This is a genomic window from Fibrisoma montanum (assembly GCF_003583365.1).
In the GTDB taxonomy this organism is placed as follows: domain Bacteria; phylum Bacteroidota; class Bacteroidia; order Cytophagales; family Spirosomataceae; genus Fibrisoma; species Fibrisoma montanum.
Genome location: NZ_QXED01000008.1, coordinates 218091 through 234405, shown reverse-complemented (window position 1 = coordinate 234405; position 16315 = coordinate 218091). Strand labels below are relative to the sequence as shown.

General features: G+C 52.3%; 9 protein-coding genes. All 9 read right to left on the bottom strand.

The window, feature by feature from the left end; translation table 11 throughout:
* Positions 1–11: 11 nt before the first annotated feature.
* On the bottom strand, positions 12–2294 hold the full coding sequence (locus DYU11_RS25390; RefSeq protein WP_119670614.1) for a glycoside hydrolase family 127 protein: 2283 nt from the start codon (positions 2292–2294) through the stop codon (positions 12–14).
* 143 nt (positions 2295–2437) lie between these two features.
* On the bottom strand, positions 2438–4114 hold the full coding sequence (locus tag DYU11_RS25385; protein ID WP_119670536.1) for a glycoside hydrolase family 43 protein: 1677 nt from the start codon (positions 4112–4114) through the stop codon (positions 2438–2440).
* A gap of 36 nt (positions 4115–4150) precedes the next feature.
* Positions 4151–6634, bottom strand: a complete 2484-nt coding sequence (locus tag DYU11_RS25380) for a glycoside hydrolase family 95 protein (RefSeq protein WP_119670535.1) — start codon at positions 6632–6634, stop codon at positions 4151–4153.
* Between the two features lie 38 nt (positions 6635–6672).
* Positions 6673–7689, bottom strand: coding sequence for a zinc-binding alcohol dehydrogenase family protein (locus DYU11_RS25375; protein ID WP_119670534.1), 1017 nt, complete (start codon positions 7687–7689; stop codon positions 6673–6675).
* 115 nt (positions 7690–7804) lie between these two features.
* The gene (locus tag DYU11_RS25370) at positions 7805–9619 is read right to left on the bottom strand and encodes a RagB/SusD family nutrient uptake outer membrane protein (RefSeq protein WP_119670533.1); all 1815 of its coding nucleotides are present in this window, start codon (positions 9617–9619) and stop codon (positions 7805–7807) included.
* 14 nt (positions 9620–9633) lie between these two features.
* The gene (locus DYU11_RS25365; RefSeq protein ID WP_119670532.1) at positions 9634–13134 is read right to left on the bottom strand and encodes a TonB-dependent receptor; all 3501 of its coding nucleotides are present in this window, start codon (positions 13132–13134) and stop codon (positions 9634–9636) included.
* 153 nt (positions 13135–13287) lie between these two features.
* Entirely contained in the window at positions 13288–14352 is a 1065-nt protein-coding gene (locus DYU11_RS25360; protein ID WP_119670531.1) for a FecR family protein, read from the bottom strand.
* Between the two features lie 72 nt (positions 14353–14424).
* Entirely contained in the window at positions 14425–15006 is a 582-nt protein-coding gene (locus DYU11_RS25355; RefSeq protein ID WP_119670530.1) for an RNA polymerase sigma factor, read from the bottom strand.
* Positions 15007–15180: 174 nt separating this feature from the next.
* Complete coding sequence (locus tag DYU11_RS25350) at positions 15181–16314, bottom strand: aldose epimerase family protein (protein ID WP_119670529.1); 1134 nt, start codon at positions 16312–16314, stop codon at positions 15181–15183.
* Position 16315 lies beyond the last annotated feature (1 nt).

Sequence of the window (16315 nt, the reverse complement as noted above, 5' to 3'; positions counted from 1 at the left end):
TCAAAAATTCGTTAACGGGTTAAAAGTCTAATCTGGTGAATACGGGGTGTGCTCTTTCCATTTTGGGCCACAATTTTTACCCTTATAACTTCTTTAGGATCTACGTTTAATCGGATTATCTTACCCTGTGTAGCAGGCGTATCTGCCTGAGCGTCGTTAATATAAATGGCCACGTTCTGCGGCTCCAGATTATCTAAAGCCGTAATCTCAATGAATTTACCTTCTTGCCCTTTATTCTGCAACTGATAGGCGATGTATGACCGGGTACGTCGCCAGAACCGCTCGTCGTCGTAGCCCGATTCGCTCTTTTCGCCCTGGTACGCGTGATCGACTTCGGGTTGCTGTTCGCCACAATTTACCTTGTCGACCGTAATCGCTTCCAGAGCCAGGGTTTCGGCTTCCTGTTGTTTCAGCCTGGCCTGCTGCTGACTGAAGGCAGCCTGGGTAAACGTCGGAAAATACATCTGGTACCGAGCGTCATGAACTTCGTAAAACGGTTGCAGCGTCAGCGTGTCCAGTTGGAAACGCAGCGTGGAGACAGGCTTTAGCCGACTTACATACGTCGCCGGGTCGCCCACCAGCGCGTAGGCACTGGTCAGCGGGTACAGTTTTCCTTTGGTTTCGTGCCCCATCCGGCTATCGTCGGCGAACAGACCGGTTAGGTCGGCCGTTGACGTTTTCGCGGCCAGCACAATGGGGCCATGCACAAAAGCGGCCCAGTTCGAGCCATCCGGCAACGGCTCAAGCCGGGTCGACGTTTTAAAACGAACCGTCACCCTATCGCCCGACTTCCACTTCCGAGCAATGGCTACGAAACCCGACGGCTTTGCTTCAATCCGTTGTGCCTTCCCGTTGACCAGCACCTCCAGGTTTTCGGCCCACTTCGGGTAGCGGATTTGTAAAGCAAATACCTGCGGCTTTGTCTGTTCTACAACCAGTTCCGTCTGGTTTTGATATGGAAACTCGGTGCGCTGACTGAGCCGGATGCCTTTTTCTTTCCACGTTAATGTGGAAGGGATGAACAGGTTAACGAACAGGTCGTTGGCCGAATGGCTGTAGATTAGCTCACCATATTTCGTGTGGTTCTCCAATCCCGAACCTACGCAGCACCACATGCTGGTTTCGGGCTGCGAATACACCCGGTAATGATTGGGGCGTATGGGCGTAAAGTACACAAACCCGCCTTTCTCGGGGTGCTGACTCGATAGGATGTGATTATACAGCGTTCGCTCGTAAAAATCGAGGTAGCTAACGTCATTTTTGTCCAGAAACAGCGCTTTGCTCAGCCGGAGCATGTTAAACGAATTGCAGGTCTCCGGCCCCTGATTCGACCGCAACAACTGACCGAAATCGGTTGTCGGATTGAAATGCTCACGGACGCTGTTGCCGCCGAAAGCCACGCTTCGGGTCTGCGATACGTTCTGCCAGAAGTACGTAGCCGCTTCAGACCAGTCGGTTTTACCGGTCAGGGTGGCAATTTTCTCGTAACCGATCACCTTCGGAATCTGCGTGTTGGCGTGCAGCCCGGTTAGTTTATCCTGCTTTTCGAGCAGTGGCATCAGCAACGCCCGGTGCGACAATCGTTGCGCCGTTTCGAGGTACTTTTTGTCGTTGGTCAGGATGTAGAGGTCGGCAAACGTTTCGTTGATGCCGCCGTGTTCTGTGCGTAACACCTGCTGAATCTGCTCGTCAGACAGGGGCTTAATCAGCGCAACGAACCAGTCGCCCAAACCAATCAGCACCTGTTTTGCCTGCTGGTTTCCGGCGTATTCAAAGGCATCGCGCAGGCCCGCGAACAGTTTATGGATATTGTACAACGGTACCCAGGTGTTGTTGAGCCCGAAGCTGCTGCCATCAATATCACCTTTGTGAATCCGCTCCCAGAACACTTTTCCCTGTGGGATACCGCCCACGTACCCATTACCATTTTTTGCCTGACACTGCGCCAGTTGATCGATCATATAGTCGAGCCGCTTTTTGAGTTCAGGCTCGCCGGTCGACGCATACATCATGGCTAAGGCCGAGAGGTAATGGCCGCCTATATGCCCATCCAGCCCGACGCTTTCCCAGTTGCCGTAACGTTGCGCTTTCAACGGCAAGCCAGCGTCAATCAGGTACGGAGCCAGCAGTTTGTCGGGGTTCAGCGCCAGGATATACTTCAGGTCGACGTCCTGCGCCTGTTTGAACGGGCCACCGGTCAGCTTTACCTCCTGCAAGGCAAACGGCTGCATCTGCGCCATGCCCGACAGGCTGAGCAACGTAAAACAGGCGATATGGAATAGGGTCGTTTTCAACAGTACCGTTGGTTCGTTGTCATTCTTGGCTTTGTCATCCCGTTTGTTTTTTGTCATCCCGAAGAATGAGGGATCTCCGGTAGCCGGATGGAATGTCAGCTTCACCCGAAGATCCCTCCTACGTCGGGATGACAAAAGCCTATTCACTTCTTAAACATCGGGTCGTCACCTTTGTATTTCAGGTACTTGAATGAAGCCGCATTCTCGGACTTTTCGCCAGATGAGGTAGCATACAGGCCATATACGCAGCCAATGAAGCTGTTGGCCGCTTTGGTGCTCAAAAACTTGCCGTCAATCTGGTCTTTCAACAAGTTCCAGTTTTTCCCATCGGTCGAGTAGTAGACGCTGTACAAGGCTCCTTCCGACTGTATTTTGAAATTCACTTTAGCAACGGATGAAGGTAAAGGCACCTCAGTCACCATTTCCAGGGTTTTGTCTTTGCTCCTGAACAATTGAACCACGTCTTTACCGCCGGATTTTGATTTGGCTACGAAGTAAAAGTGGCGTTCGTCCTGAAAAATCACCAAACCTGCTTTTTCATTGTCTGATTTGGGCGAAAACATTACTTCGGTTTCGGCGGTGCTGTAAAGGTGTTGCTGACGCTTACCCACAAACGAAGGGTTTCCCATGTCAGAAATCGTTTCTGGTTTAAGTGTCAGCGTCAATCCTTTGGCCTTTGACGTTTTAAACGAGCTGCTATCCACCGTTCTCAAAAAAAGCATCGACAGATCAAGCCCTTTGTCGAAGGTCATCGTATACTCGAAGTTGCCATTTTGCGGTAATGCCCCTTTCTGTCTAACTTCTTTAATGTTGGTTTTGTATTGGTATTCAATGACTTTTTCACCGTGTTCGATCATCGGCCAATCATTTACCCAGGTCAGCGGAGCAATGAACATTTCGCGACCTGTATTATAATAATCGCCTTCGTAGGGACGTACCGCCAGGAAAATCGAATACCAGTTGCCATCGGGACCTTCGATAAACTGCGCGTGTCCGGCCGAGGTAATGGGATCTTTGCGGTCGGCGGGGAGGTCCCGCTGCGTTAGAATGGGGTTGCCTTCAAAGGGCACGTATGGCCCCCAGACATCCTTGCTCCGTAACACCACCTCCGAGTGATTGACCGATGTGCCGCCCTCAGCCGCGTACAGGTAGTACCAGCCGTTACGCTTCAGAATATGCGGTCCTTCAATCCAAACCGGCTTTTTCGACAGGTCTACACCCCCATTCACTAACTGTTTTTCTTCGCCCACCACTTTCAAATTCTTGTAGTCGAACTCGTACATCCGGATGGTACGGTGGCCCGAATAAAGCGGTTTACGGTCGGGGGCATCGCTGTTGTAAATGATGTAGGCTTTATCAGTCTCCTCATCAAAATAAATAGACGGGTCAATCCCACGTACCTGCGGAATTTTCACCGGATTGCTGTAGGGTCCCGCCGGATTTTTGGACGTTACAACAAAATTTCCATCATGGTCAATATCTGTACACGTTACGTAGTAAGTCCCTTTGTAATAACTGATGGCCGGGGCAAATAGCCCGCGCGTCATGCGCTCGCCCATGAAATCCATCTGCGAGGGCCGGTTGATTACATTGCCGATTTGCTTCCAGTTTTTCAGGTCACGGCTGTGCATGATCGGCAAACCCGGGAAATAGGAGAAAGTAGAATGTACTGAATAATAATCAGCCCCCACCCGCACAATGCTCGGGTCTGGATAAAAGCCAGTCAGGATGGGATTGACCAGCGTCGTCTGGGCTAAACTGACCCAGCTTAACACGCAGGATAATGTCGTAAACGCAATAAGAAATAAGCACTTTTTCATGGAAAACAATTTCAGGTTATTAAGTCAGTAGTTTGGTCATCGGGCTACCAGTGTGTAGACCTTCCCGGCCTGCGTAGGCATATCGTAGAGAACGGTTTCTTTTAGAGTCAACGCTGGCTTACCGGCTTGGGCAGACACAACGGGAGCCGGTGTATCGTCCGTATAATAAAACGTGTTCGGGTTCTGCCCCGAGGACGCGTTCGCCAATGCCTTTCCGTCACTTCCTTTCAGGGCATTCGGCACCCGCAGACGCAGGTTACCACCCAGGTTGGACCTGACCGTTAGCTTTGTCAGTTTGCCACCTTTCCACTGCATGTCAACTACCTCAAAACCGCCCCGCGCCCGAAGGCCGGTCACGCTGCCGGTTGGCCAGACGTCGGGCAGAGCGGGCAACAGATGGATAGCACCGTCGGCACTTTGCATGAGCATTTCGGTGATGCCCGACGTACAGCCGAAGTTACCGTCGATCTGGAACGGCGGATGGGCATCAAACAGGTTATTGTACGTCCCACCGCCTTCTTTGTTGACGCCCAGGGGCGTAAGCTGGTTTTGAATTAAGGTGTAGGCGTGGTTGCCGTCCTGCAAACGCGCCCACCAGTTCACTTTCCAGCCCATACTCCAGCCGGTCGACACATCGCCCCGGTGAACGAGGGAGGTTTTAGCCGCACTGTACAGGTCGGGGGTCCGATACGGTGAAATCTGGCTGGCCGGAAACAGACCGTACAGGTGCGAAATGTGCCGGTGTTTGTCGTTCGGGTCATCGATGTCTTCCAGCCATTCCTGCAACTGACCGTGCTGCCCGATGTGCATGGGCGGGAGCTTGCTGCGCATCTGCTTCAGCGTGTCCACAAAGGCGGCATCTTTTTTCAAGATGTCGGCCGCCCGGATGGCCGTACTGAACACGTCGAATGCAATCTGATTATCCATCGTCGTGCCCGCGTCCAGCGACGAGCCACCGTGCGCTGCGGGCGCATTTTCGGGCGAGGTGCCCGGATTGACAACCAGCCAGCGGTACTTCGGATGTTCAACCAGATAATCCACGTAGAACAGGGCGGCTCCCTTCAGAACGGGGTACACCGACGCCAGATACGCCTTATCGCCATTGTAGAGGTAATGCTCCCAGAGGTGCTGGGCCGTCCAGCCGCCCCCGGCCACCCACATACCCCACGTCGCTCCGTCAATTGCGCCGGTCGTCCGCCAGATGTCGGTATTGTGGTGGGCCATCCAGCCACGAGCCCCGTACATGACCCGCGCCGTTTCCTGCCCCGTTTCCGCCATTTCCCTGACCATTCGCAAAAAGGGTTCGTGCAACTCCGCCAGATTCGTTTTTTCGGCGGGCCAGTAGTTCATCTGGGCGTTGATGTTGATGGTGTATTTGCTATCCCAGGGCGGGCGCATTCTATGGTTCCAGATTCCCTGCAGGTTAGCGGGCTGACCCGGTTCTGCACCGGCGCGGCCGGGCTGCGAGGACGAAATCAGCAGGTATCGTCCATATTGGTAATAAAGGGCAGCGAACTGCGGGTCGTTGACCGTCCGGAAAGATGCAAGCCGCTCGTCGGTGGGGAGGTTAGCCGCTTCGGCGGGGCTTGTGCCGAGGTCTAATCGAACCCGGTTGAAATAACGCTGGTAAGCAGCCACGTGCTCTTTCAGCATCGCGGCATACGATTTTGGGTACGCTTTGTTGAGGTACGCAGCCGCCCGGGCGTTTTCATCGCCACTGATGTCGTTGTAATTATTGAAGTTGGTGGCGATGGACAGGTAAATCGTTGCGGCATTAGCCCCCTGTACGGTGAGCGTGGTGTCATTCGCCGACAGACTACCGCCCTCCATCCTGATGCGGGCAATGCCTTTGAACCGAACCATGCCTTTTACTCCTTCGTGGTCCGACGTAGTGCCGGTAATGGTCAGGTCTTTGGCTGGGGTCGTTTTGCGGTCGGCTTTCTGTTGCGTCGTGTACGAAGCGGTGAAGGCAAGGCGCCCCGGCTGGCTGGCCGTAAGATGCATGACAATCACCCGGTCAGGAAACGACGCGAACACTTCGCGGGTGTAGGTCACGCCATCGACCGTATACGACGTTCTGGCGACGGCCCGTTCGATGTCCAGTTCGCGGTAGTAATTGGCGTACTGGTCATGCCCGGTAAACGTCAGGTGTAAATTCCCAACAGGCTGAAACATTTGCCCGTGTGCCTTTTTGGTGATAATCGCCTTGTTAGCAAGTTTCTCGGCCTCCTTCTGTTTCCCGTCGAAGATGAGTTTCCGGATTTCGGGCAGGGCGGCTAACGCGTCGGGGTTATCATTCCGGTTCGGACTGCCGCTCCAGACGGTGTGTTCGTTCAACTGGATCGTTTCCCGCGCTACGTTACCGTAGACCATGGCCCCCTGCCGGCCGTTACCAATCGGCAAGGCACTTTCCCAGACTTGTCCGGCGGGTTTGTTGTACCAGAGTTTGAGCGCTGGCTTGTTTTGCGAAAAGCCAACGGTTGTTGTCAGTAATAAAAACAGGCAGGAGAAGTAATTCATGAATCGTAAACGTTTCAGCCAGAAGCCGCAAGAGTATTTTAGGGTATCTCCACCAGGGCTTTAATGACGCCAGTAGCGGGATTCAGCCAAGATTCAAATTCGTGAGCTACGTTGTCGAACGGTACCCGGTGGGTAATGTACGTCTTCGGGTCAACCTCACCCGCCCGCATGGCGGTCAGTACATGCTCAAAATCCTGCCGGGTCGCGTTGCGGCTGCTCATCAGGGTGCCTTCCCGTTTGTGAAACTCCGGATGATTAAAGGAAATATCCCCTTTCTGCAAGCCAATCAGCACGTAGCGGGCTCCGTGAGCCATGTACCTGAACGAGTTGTTAATCGCCTTCAGGTTTCCGGTCGCATCAATGACCACCGTGGGCATGTCGCCACTGGTTATGCCCTGAATCTGTTCAAAAGCATCCGCATCCAGTGCATTGACGGTATGCGCAACCCGTAGCTTGTCCTTGCAGAACTGAAGCCGCCGGTCGTTCACATCCAGCGCAATGACCTGGCCACCCGCTATCCTGGCAAACTCCATCGTACCCAGGCCAATCGGGCCTGCCCCCACCACCAGCACAAACTCACCCGCTTCCACACCGGCCCGCCGAACCCCGTGGGCGCCAATGGCCAGCGGCTCTACCAGGGCCAGCTCGTCGAAACTCAACCCATCGCCATGCAATAAAGCGGTTGAGGGAACCGACAGGTATTCCACCATACCCCCGTTCACATGGACTCCGCAAACCTGCATGTGGGTGCAGCAATTTGGTTTACCCATACGGCAGGCGATACAGGTCCCGCAGTTGAAATAGGGAATGAATGATACGGCTTCGCCGATCTGAAAACCGGGTGCTCCATCCGCTTCGATCAGTTCACCCGAAAGCTCGTGACCCAGAATACGCGGATAGCTGAAAAAAGGCTGCGTTCCCTCGTAGGCGTGTAAGTCCGTTCCGCAGATACCAATGCGTTTAATTTTAATGATCGCCTGTCCCTCACTTAACGTCGGTTTTTCGTCGGAGGAATAAGCAAGCGTTCCCGGTTCGGTACACACCAATGTTCTCATAATCTTCTGTATTGCCGGCTATTTTCAGACTGGCTGGTTCAATTCTTATTTTGCATTAATAGGATGTGAGCGGATTATTATCCACCCACATCCTATCAGTCAACAATATAGAGAATTAATAGCCCGGATTCTGCGGAAACTTGGGCCCTTCCACCGTTCGGTCAATCTGGTTCTGTGGAATCGGTCTCAGCATATGAAAATCCTGTATATAATTCGCGGCCTCCGGGTTCCAGGCTTTCACGCGACGAACGAGCGAACGCGTACGAACCAGATCATGCCACCGCTGCCATTCGCCAAAGAACTCGCGACTCCGTTCATCGAGGATAAAATCCACCGTTACGTCAGCCGGGGTAATGGTCATGGCTGTCACTGCTGCTGCATTCTGGGCAGCTGTATTGGTTTTTCTGAAGGCCGCCCGTTGCCGTACTACGTTGATTAATTCGGCAGCCCGCTGGTTGTTACCCGCTTTGTGATACGCTTCTGCACCCGTCAGGTAAACGTCTGAGAAGCGGTACAATACCACAGGACGGGTCGACGGGTCGTTGAAGTTAGCCCCCCGGCTGGGGTCCATGAACTTCTTCAGCGCCGGGAAAATCCCGTTGTTCCAGAGGCTGGGGGGCACCACGATACCTTTGAAGGGTCTGGTGCCTACAAACTGCGGAGCCCCGGTCACTTCATAATCGGGCAGCCAGACAGCCGTGTCGGCACCAACTACCGTAGTGTAGCTGATACCCCGGCGGTTGTTGGCAGCATTAGCCTGGTTGGTAATCGACGTGTTGGAGATGTATACTGTAGTAAACGAGCTGGCAAATCGTGAGTCGACGTCCCGCTTAACAAACGCCTGATCCAGAAAATAACTCTTACCCGCATTAGGTCCCGTCTTCAACTTGTCCGTGTTAGGCCGCATCCGAACGTAGGGACGTCCGTACTGAGAGTCCCGAATCATACCGGACGTACCACTGTTTACGAGCGTTCCAGCCGCATTGACAAACGAGTTGACACCGCTGTTGTTGGGGTAGTTCCAGGTAGTGAACCAGGGGGTCAGGTTTTGTGCCGCTCCACCGCTGGCGCCGGCCCCTACCTGATAGTAGCCAAATTTCGGGTCATTGACGTGGTCGCTGACAAACATAGTCTCTTTACCGTAGTCGTTGGCAGGCACGAATGCATCGCCATAATCCTGCCACAGGTCAAGGCCATACGCAGCTTTGTTGGCAATGATGTCAGCGCAGATGGTAGCTGCCTGCGTAAAGTCAGCTGTCGTGTTATTCAGCCAGCCACGGGTCAGGTACGCCTTCGCCAATAGCAGTTGCGCGACGGGCTTTGTTGCGGCTTTGCCCAGGAATGGGGCGGTTGGCTGGTTGGGTAAATCAGCTGCCGCTTCGGTCAGGTCTTTGATAATCTGTTCGTACACCTGGGCCGCTGGCTGGCGGGCAGCCGCCTGCGACGGCACCGTAATAAAGGTGGTACTCAGCGGCACATCGCCCCAGGTCTGTACCAGATAAAAATACCAGAAGCCACGCAGGAACTTGGCCTGTGCCAGATACTGCTTTCGGGTAGCTTCGGGCAAATCAATAGTCTGACCGTACTGGAGTACGCCATTCAGGGTGTTGATATCCTGAAAGGCCACACCCCATGCCGAACCAAAGTTGCTGCCATTGAGGCCGTTGTAGGTATAAGCGGGTCCACCGCCTGAGCTGGCACCCTGGATAAAATCATCGGTGCCGGCCTGCATCTCCACGGTAAACCCTTCGGTGCCCCACTGGCCCCGAATGTCGTTATAGACACCGGCAATGCCGCCCAATACACCAGCCGGACTATTGAAGTAAGAAGGGACAATTTGCGATTGTGGATTCTCTTCCAGTATTTTTTCGCACCCTGTGTTCAGTAAAGCCGTAAGACCAATCAGGGCCCAAACGTTTATAGCTTTCATAGAAGTGTCAAAGATTAGAATTTAAGATTAACGCCTAAGGTGAATTGCCGAACCGGCGGGTTGTTCAGGTTTACCGCGATCTGACGCTCCGGAGTTCCGCGTTCGCTGGCGTTCGACGGATTCAACGTTGACGAACCAGACGCATAGCTGTTTCCTTCAGGATCAACAACCAGGTTATCACGTACCAAAGGCGAATACAGGATAAGCGGGTTAGTCGCGTTGAAGTAAAGCCGGGCCGAGCTCATACCAATCTTTTTAATCAGCTGATTGCTGAAGGTATAACCCAAGTTAATACTTCTTATTTTCACGAACGACCCGTCATAATAGCCCAACGTTGATCCGAACCATTGAACAGCACCACCCGCATCAGGTGCCGGGAACGCATTGGTTGGGTTGGTTTCGGTCCAATAGTCAGTTTTTACCTGATTTACCCGGCCCTGGTTGAAGAATGCAAATCCACCTGAACCAGTAGAGTTACCTGTCAGGTAAGGCACAACTACTTTCATTCCCATTCGGGCGAAGGTCACGATAGACAAGTCAAAGTCTTTGAACGTAAAGCGGTTGGTCAGGCCTCCTTCCCACTTGGGCTGGAAATTACCCAGTATCTGCCGATCGGCCGGATCGATTTTGTTGTCGCCGTTTACGTCCTCAACTCTGATTTGTCCGGGAAACTGCACGGGCGCGGTTTGCCTTTGCAACGTACCATTCTCCTGGTCAGCGGTTTGCCAGATACCAATCTTCTTGTAGTCGTATATGACAGAAAGAGGTTGGCCAACAAACCAGCCGGCTCCTACGTTCGAGAGTTCAGTCGGTGTAGTGAGCTGAGTGATCTTTTCCCGGTTGAAGAAATAAATCAAGTCGGCACTCCAGTTGAAACCGCCTGGCTTCCTGAAGATATCAAACGTCAGCGACGTTTCCAGCCCCCGGCCTTCAGTTCTTCCCAGGTTCCGCAGCGTTGAGCCAGCGCCATTGCTGGGAGGCAGCGGCACAGACAGCAGAATGTCCTTAGTTTTCTGAAGATACCAGTCCACTGTACCCGTAATTCGATTGTTCAGGAAACCGAAGTCAACGCCAATATCAACCTGCGAGGTTGACTGCCAGCCCAGATTCGTTGCTGGCAGGCTGGTCACCGTGTAGGCCAGTTGCTGACCGGCCGTGCCCAGACCGAAGTTATAGTAACCGGCCGACAGTGCGCCCAGTGTGGCATAGGCCCCTACGTTCCGGTTGCCCGATATACCCCAGCCTCCGCGTAGTTTCAGGTTTGAAATAACCGGTATACCCTTCATGAAACCTTCCTCAATGATGTTCCACCCTGCGCCAATGGCCGGATAATTGAAGTACTGGTTGCCGGGCGACAGGGTCGAAGAACCATCCCGACGCAGGGTCAGGGTTAACAGGTAGCGATCATTGTAGCTGTAATTGACGCGGCCCATGTACGACAGCAGTCCCGTTTCGACAAAGGAGTTACCAAAGTCCGAGCTAGCGACCGGTGTTCCGGAAGCCAGTGAGAAGTTAGACGTTTTGATGTAATCGGCCGGAACCCCAGTTATCGTGAATCGGCTGCCCAGCGAATGGTTTTGCGTGACTTCATACAGTCCCGTAAAGCCCAATTTATGCTTCCCAAAGGTTTTGTCATAATACAACAGGTGCTGGAGGTTAATGTCCCAAAACTCGGTATTGCTGATCTCGGCGTTTGACGACGACTGAACCGTGGCGTTGTTGAAGTAGGTCAGCGGACCATTGTAGCCGTTGTAGTTCGACTGGCTGAAGTTCAGACCGGCATTGAACCGATAGCGCAGACCTGGTAAAATGTTCACCTCAGCATATAAGCTATTGAATGTTCTTAACGACCGGGTACGTCCCAGATATGAATCTCTCTTTGTGATGATGGTGAGCGGGCTTACACTAGCGGCATCGATTGAGCCTTCCAAAGGGAACAAGTTCACACTACCTTCTGCATTATAGGGAGCCGCCAGCGGAGTTAACCGAACCAAACCACCTGGTATACCACCACCACCGGGCGTGTTTGTGTAGGTAAGCGTATTCAGCGTATTCAGCCCAATCTTGATGTTCTTTCCGAGCCGCTGATCGATGGTAGCGCGTATCGTGTACCGCTCGAACTTCTGGCTGGGGATAATACCGGTTTCGTTGAAATAGCCCAGCCCTAATGAATACTGCGTGTTTTCAGTACCCCCTTGCAGGCCTAACTGATGGTTCGTGTTGAAACCCTGTCTGTAAATCAGGTCCTGCCAGTTGGTAGAAATGCCAGCGGCCAGCGCTTCCTGTTCCTTGATTGTGAGCGGATAAGCCGTGGTGCCGGGTGCCGTGCGGTTGTATTTGGCAGCTTCCTGTTTAAACTGGGCATACTCAGCGCCATTCATGACGTTGTATTTGCCCATGATGTTAGTGAGCCCGTGGTAGCCATCGTAGGTGAATACTGGTTTGCCAACTTTACCCCGTTTAGTAGTGATTAGAATAACCCCGCCAGCACCCCGCGACCCATAGATAGCCGTAGCGGACGCATCTTTCAGGATTTCAAGGTTGGCAATATCATCTGGGTTAATGTCGTTTAGGCCTCCGTACGGAATACCATCCACAACGACCAGCGGACCATCAAGTCCATCGCCGTTACCGGTTGTTAGGGTGCGGTTTCCCCGAATCCGGATCTGCCCCTGCGACCCCGGGGTTGATCCGTTACTGACAATCGTAACCCCGGCTGCCCGGCCTTTCAACTGATTCACCAGGTTGGGAGCCGGTACTTCTTTCAGTGTGGCTTCGTTGACCGACACTACCGAGCCTGTCACGTCCCGTTTGCGTTGAACACCGTAGCCCACCACCACGACTTCATCCAGCGTTTTATTATCGGGTACCAGGTTGATGTTGATCACCTGCTGCGTGCTAACCGTCGCTTCCTGGGCTACGTAGCCCACCAGTGAGAATACGAGCACAGCGCCGGCATTGGGTACCGAAAGGCGGTAATTACCATCGGCATCCGTAATGGTTCCGCGCGTTGTTGCCTTGATCTGGATGTTTACGCCGGGTAAACCTTCGCCTTTTTCGTCCGTAACCCGTCCGGAAATTTGAACATCCTGTTTGGCGTCCGCTGAACTTGCCTCTGAAGAGCTTCCACTGGGCAGATTAGCCGACTGGGCTGCGTTTCGTTTGATGACAATCTGCTGGCCGACTACCTCATAGCTTAAATTGAGCGGAGTCAGAATGTGATCCAGTACCTGGTGAAGCTGCTCGTTCTTAGCCTGATAGCTAATTTTTCGTTTAGACTGAATGACTTCTCTACTGAACAGGAACTGTACTCTGGACAGTTCTTCGAGTCGTTTGATGACCAGTTCTACATCCTGGTTCTGCGCGTTGAGCGTAACCCGGCGGTTCAGGAGCTCCTGTGAATTGCCGTCGAAGGCAAGGCTGATGTTAACAAGGGTAAGCGCAAACAAAAGTTGCAGGCCTGAGCGTTTCATAATCCTGATCCAGATGTTGCGGTTTAGTAACCGGTTCTGCATGGTTTGGGGGGTTATACATTATGGAACATGATGAAATGTGTCATTTTTACACATTTACGAAAGGATTAGCGGTAGTACTAGAATACTATCGCGTCACCTGAGCAGGAGATAGATTCTACAGCATTAGTAGTGGAACAATTACATGGTTAATAGTCAATTACATCCGGGTCCGAGTATGGTAATCTGGTTATCCACAAATTCATAATCAGAGTCGATGGCTATACAGATAAGTCGGATTTTCTCCAGAAACGGGATGTCGTTGAGTTGACCGGTGAAGGTGCAGTTGCTGAGCCTGTTTCGGTCAAAGTGAATGGATACGTGGTAATTTTTTTCAAGTCGGGCTAATACCTCGGGCACAGGCGTGTAGTCAAATGTAAATTGTTGCGTCAGGATCGCGGAGGTGGTGTTTGCTGTCAGACGTTCGTGCTTTTCAAACTGCTTGTTAGTCGTCTTTAAGCTAACCTCTTCGTTGGCACTCAAGGAGACCGGTTTGGTGGACGCGGCCGTCGACGTAACGGCCACCTGACCGGTTTTCACTTTCACGTACGCAACTGCTTCTTTCTCATAAGACCGAATCTGAAAGCTGGTGCCAAGAACCTTCGTGGTTAACGTAGGTGCATATACCAGAAATGGTTTGGCCGGATTTTTTGTCACTTCAAAAAAACCTTCGCCTTCCAGAAAAACTTCCCGTACTGCCTGCTGCATCTGTTTGCGAAAACGTAATTGACTACCTGACGACAACAATACCGATGAGTTATCGGGCAGCAGAACTATCAAGGCCTGCCCCGTTGTGTTTTTGACTACCTTCCAGCCCTCATCCGGCCGTTCGTCGGTCGTACGAGTACCAGCTACCGGGTTGGAAAGAGGTTCGTTTACCTGCCACCAGATCACCAGACCGGCCACCGCTGCTGCGGCTGCCCATCCCGCCCATCGCCAGTTGATCAATGGCTTAACAACGGGAGAGTTATCTGGCAGCTGACTCAGAATGTTCTCCGCCCGACGGGTAAGTTCCCGATCCGAAAGCTCTACCTTTCTGCCTTCGAAGACCAGAAAGGTAGCAACGGCCTGTTCGTAAAGCTCCTGTTTCTCCGGATGTTGAGCGAGCCACTGCTGCCACGACAACTGATCTTCCGGACGCCGTTCGAGCATCCAGGTTCGAAACGCATCATTTGCTAAGAAATCTTCAACGCTCGAAAGGGTGTCAAGAGGAAGGCCCATTGAACTATTTGGCTATTTTCATTGATAGTATGAAGATTATGGCTCCTCATACCCTTCTTAAAGCGAATTTTTTTATAAAAAAATACAAAATGTCACCAGAACGGGCGAAAGCCACTGATTACGGAGTTTGGTTAAGGCTTTTTGTAAAAAGTTGGAGACAGATTGCCGGTTTACATTCATAACCTCGGCAATCTCGGGGATCGATAAATTTTCGTAGAACCGCAGGTATAAGGCTTCCCGCTCCCGGTTTGGTAAACTGGCTAATTGATCCCGGATTGTTTTGACCAGCCTTTCCAGTGATTCCTGCTGTATGAGCAGCGTTTCCGAATCAGGTTCTTCCGGCAAGGCACTATCCCAGTCCAGTTCTTCATAGTTCAGCCGTTTTTGCAGCCGTATGTATTGTAGTACGTGGTGTCGCAGCGCTTTCAGTAGATAATGCTTGACCGACTCGGTATCGTTAATCTGTTCGCGGTTCTGCCATAATTGTAAAAAAAGCTCCTGAATGCAATCCTCCACCACGGTTTCCTCCACCATAAACTTCAACCCATAGTGCTTCAATACGCGATAATAGCGTTCAAGCAACTGCCCTAATGCCTGCTTTTCCCCCTCACGAAATGATTGCCATAACGTTTGGTCCGGATTTCGGGATTCCATGCGGTTTTGTTGATGGATTTTAAAAATTATACAAAATAATTATATTGTACAATTTAAAAATTAGCCAAACGCCCGTACGTTTAACAAGCTGTCTTAGCTTCGTGGGCGTCTGGCGATAGTAAACCGGGTACGTCTCGGACTGGTCCTGTCAGTTCAGGTCTTTAAATAGACTGATTATTTACGGGTCGAGAACTTGTAAATGGTCGATGTCTGATACGTCTCCCCGGGCCGTAGCGTGCTTGTCGGGAAGTTGGGCTGGTTTGGCGAATCGGGATAATGTTCCGTTTCCAGACACAGACCAGTACGTTTCTGGTACACGACGCCCCCCTTACCCGTGAGCGTGCCGTCCAGGAAGTTGCCCGTATAGAATTGAATCGCCGGTTCGGTCGTGAACACCTCCATAACGCGGCCGGTCGTGGGTTCGTAAACCGTAGCGGCCAGTTTGCTGGTTTTTGAGCTGTCCGTAAGCACCCAGGCGTGGTCGTATCCTAATCCGTATTTGATCTGTACGTCCGACGAATCGTTGATCCGTTTACCAACCACCGTCGACGTTGTAAAGTCAAATGGGGTACCGGCAACCGGCTTCAACTCACCCGTTGGAATCAGCGTTTCATTTACCGGCAGGAATCGGTCGGCGTTCAGGGTTACTTCGTGACTGAGGATGTCGCCCTGACCAGCCAGGTTGAAATAGGCGTGGTTGGTCAGGTTCACCACTGTTGGCTTGTCGGTCGTGGCTTTGTAGTCAATCCGTAGCGCATTGTCTTTTTGCAGGGTGTAGGTCACCTCGACATTCAGGTTACCGGGATAGCCTTCTTCGCCATCCTTTGCGGTATACGCCAGCTTCAACGCCGGTTCTTCGCCCTCTACGGGTGTTGCCGTCCACAGCACTTTGTCGAAGCCCTTCAGTCCACCGTGCAGATGGTTGCCCATGTTGTTGGTGGCCAGCGTATACGCCTTGCCATCCAGCGTGAATTTGCCTTTGGCAATCCGGTTGCCGTAGCGACCAATCAGCGCCCCGAAGTACGGTACGCCTTTTTCGTAGCCCGAAAGTGAGTCCATGCCCAGAGTGATGTCGCTGAACGTACCATTTTTATCCGGGGCTGTCAGCGACACGATGATGCCGCCATAGTTGGTGATTTTTGCTTCCATACCCGTTTCATTGCGCAGGGTATACAGGTCAGCCTCCCGGCCGTCGGTTAATTTTCCGAAGGAAGTTTTTTCAATGCCAGCTTGTTGCTCGTTCATTTTAGTTGAATTACAGCCTGATACCACTAGTAGAGTGGCTAAAAGAAAGGGCAGGGTTTTCATT

What these genes read in the sequence shown, in the direction of transcription:
- DYU11_RS25385 (WP_119670536.1), bottom strand. Translation starts at nt 4,114, where the DNA reads ATGAAAAAGTGCTTATTTCTTATTGCGTTTACGACATTATCCTGCGTG.
- DYU11_RS25380 (WP_119670535.1), bottom strand. Translation starts at nt 6,634, where the DNA reads ATGAATTACTTCTCCTGCCTGTTTTTATTACTGACAACAACCGTTGGC.
- DYU11_RS25375 (WP_119670534.1), bottom strand. Translation starts at nt 7,689, where the DNA reads ATGAGAACATTGGTGTGTACCGAACCGGGAACGCTTGCTTATTCCTCC.
- DYU11_RS25370 (WP_119670533.1), bottom strand. Translation starts at nt 9,619, where the DNA reads ATGAAAGCTATAAACGTTTGGGCCCTGATTGGTCTTACGGCTTTACTG.
- DYU11_RS25365 (WP_119670532.1), bottom strand. Translation starts at nt 13,134, where the DNA reads ATGCAGAACCGGTTACTAAACCGCAACATCTGGATCAGGATTATGAAA.
- DYU11_RS25360 (WP_119670531.1), bottom strand. Translation starts at nt 14,352, where the DNA reads ATGGGCCTTCCTCTTGACACCCTTTCGAGCGTTGAAGATTTCTTAGCA.
- DYU11_RS25355 (WP_119670530.1), bottom strand. Translation starts at nt 15,006, where the DNA reads ATGGAATCCCGAAATCCGGACCAAACGTTATGGCAATCATTTCGTGAG.
- DYU11_RS25350 (WP_119670529.1), bottom strand. Translation starts at nt 16,314, where the DNA reads ATGAAAACCCTGCCCTTTCTTTTAGCCACTCTACTAGTGGTATCAGGC.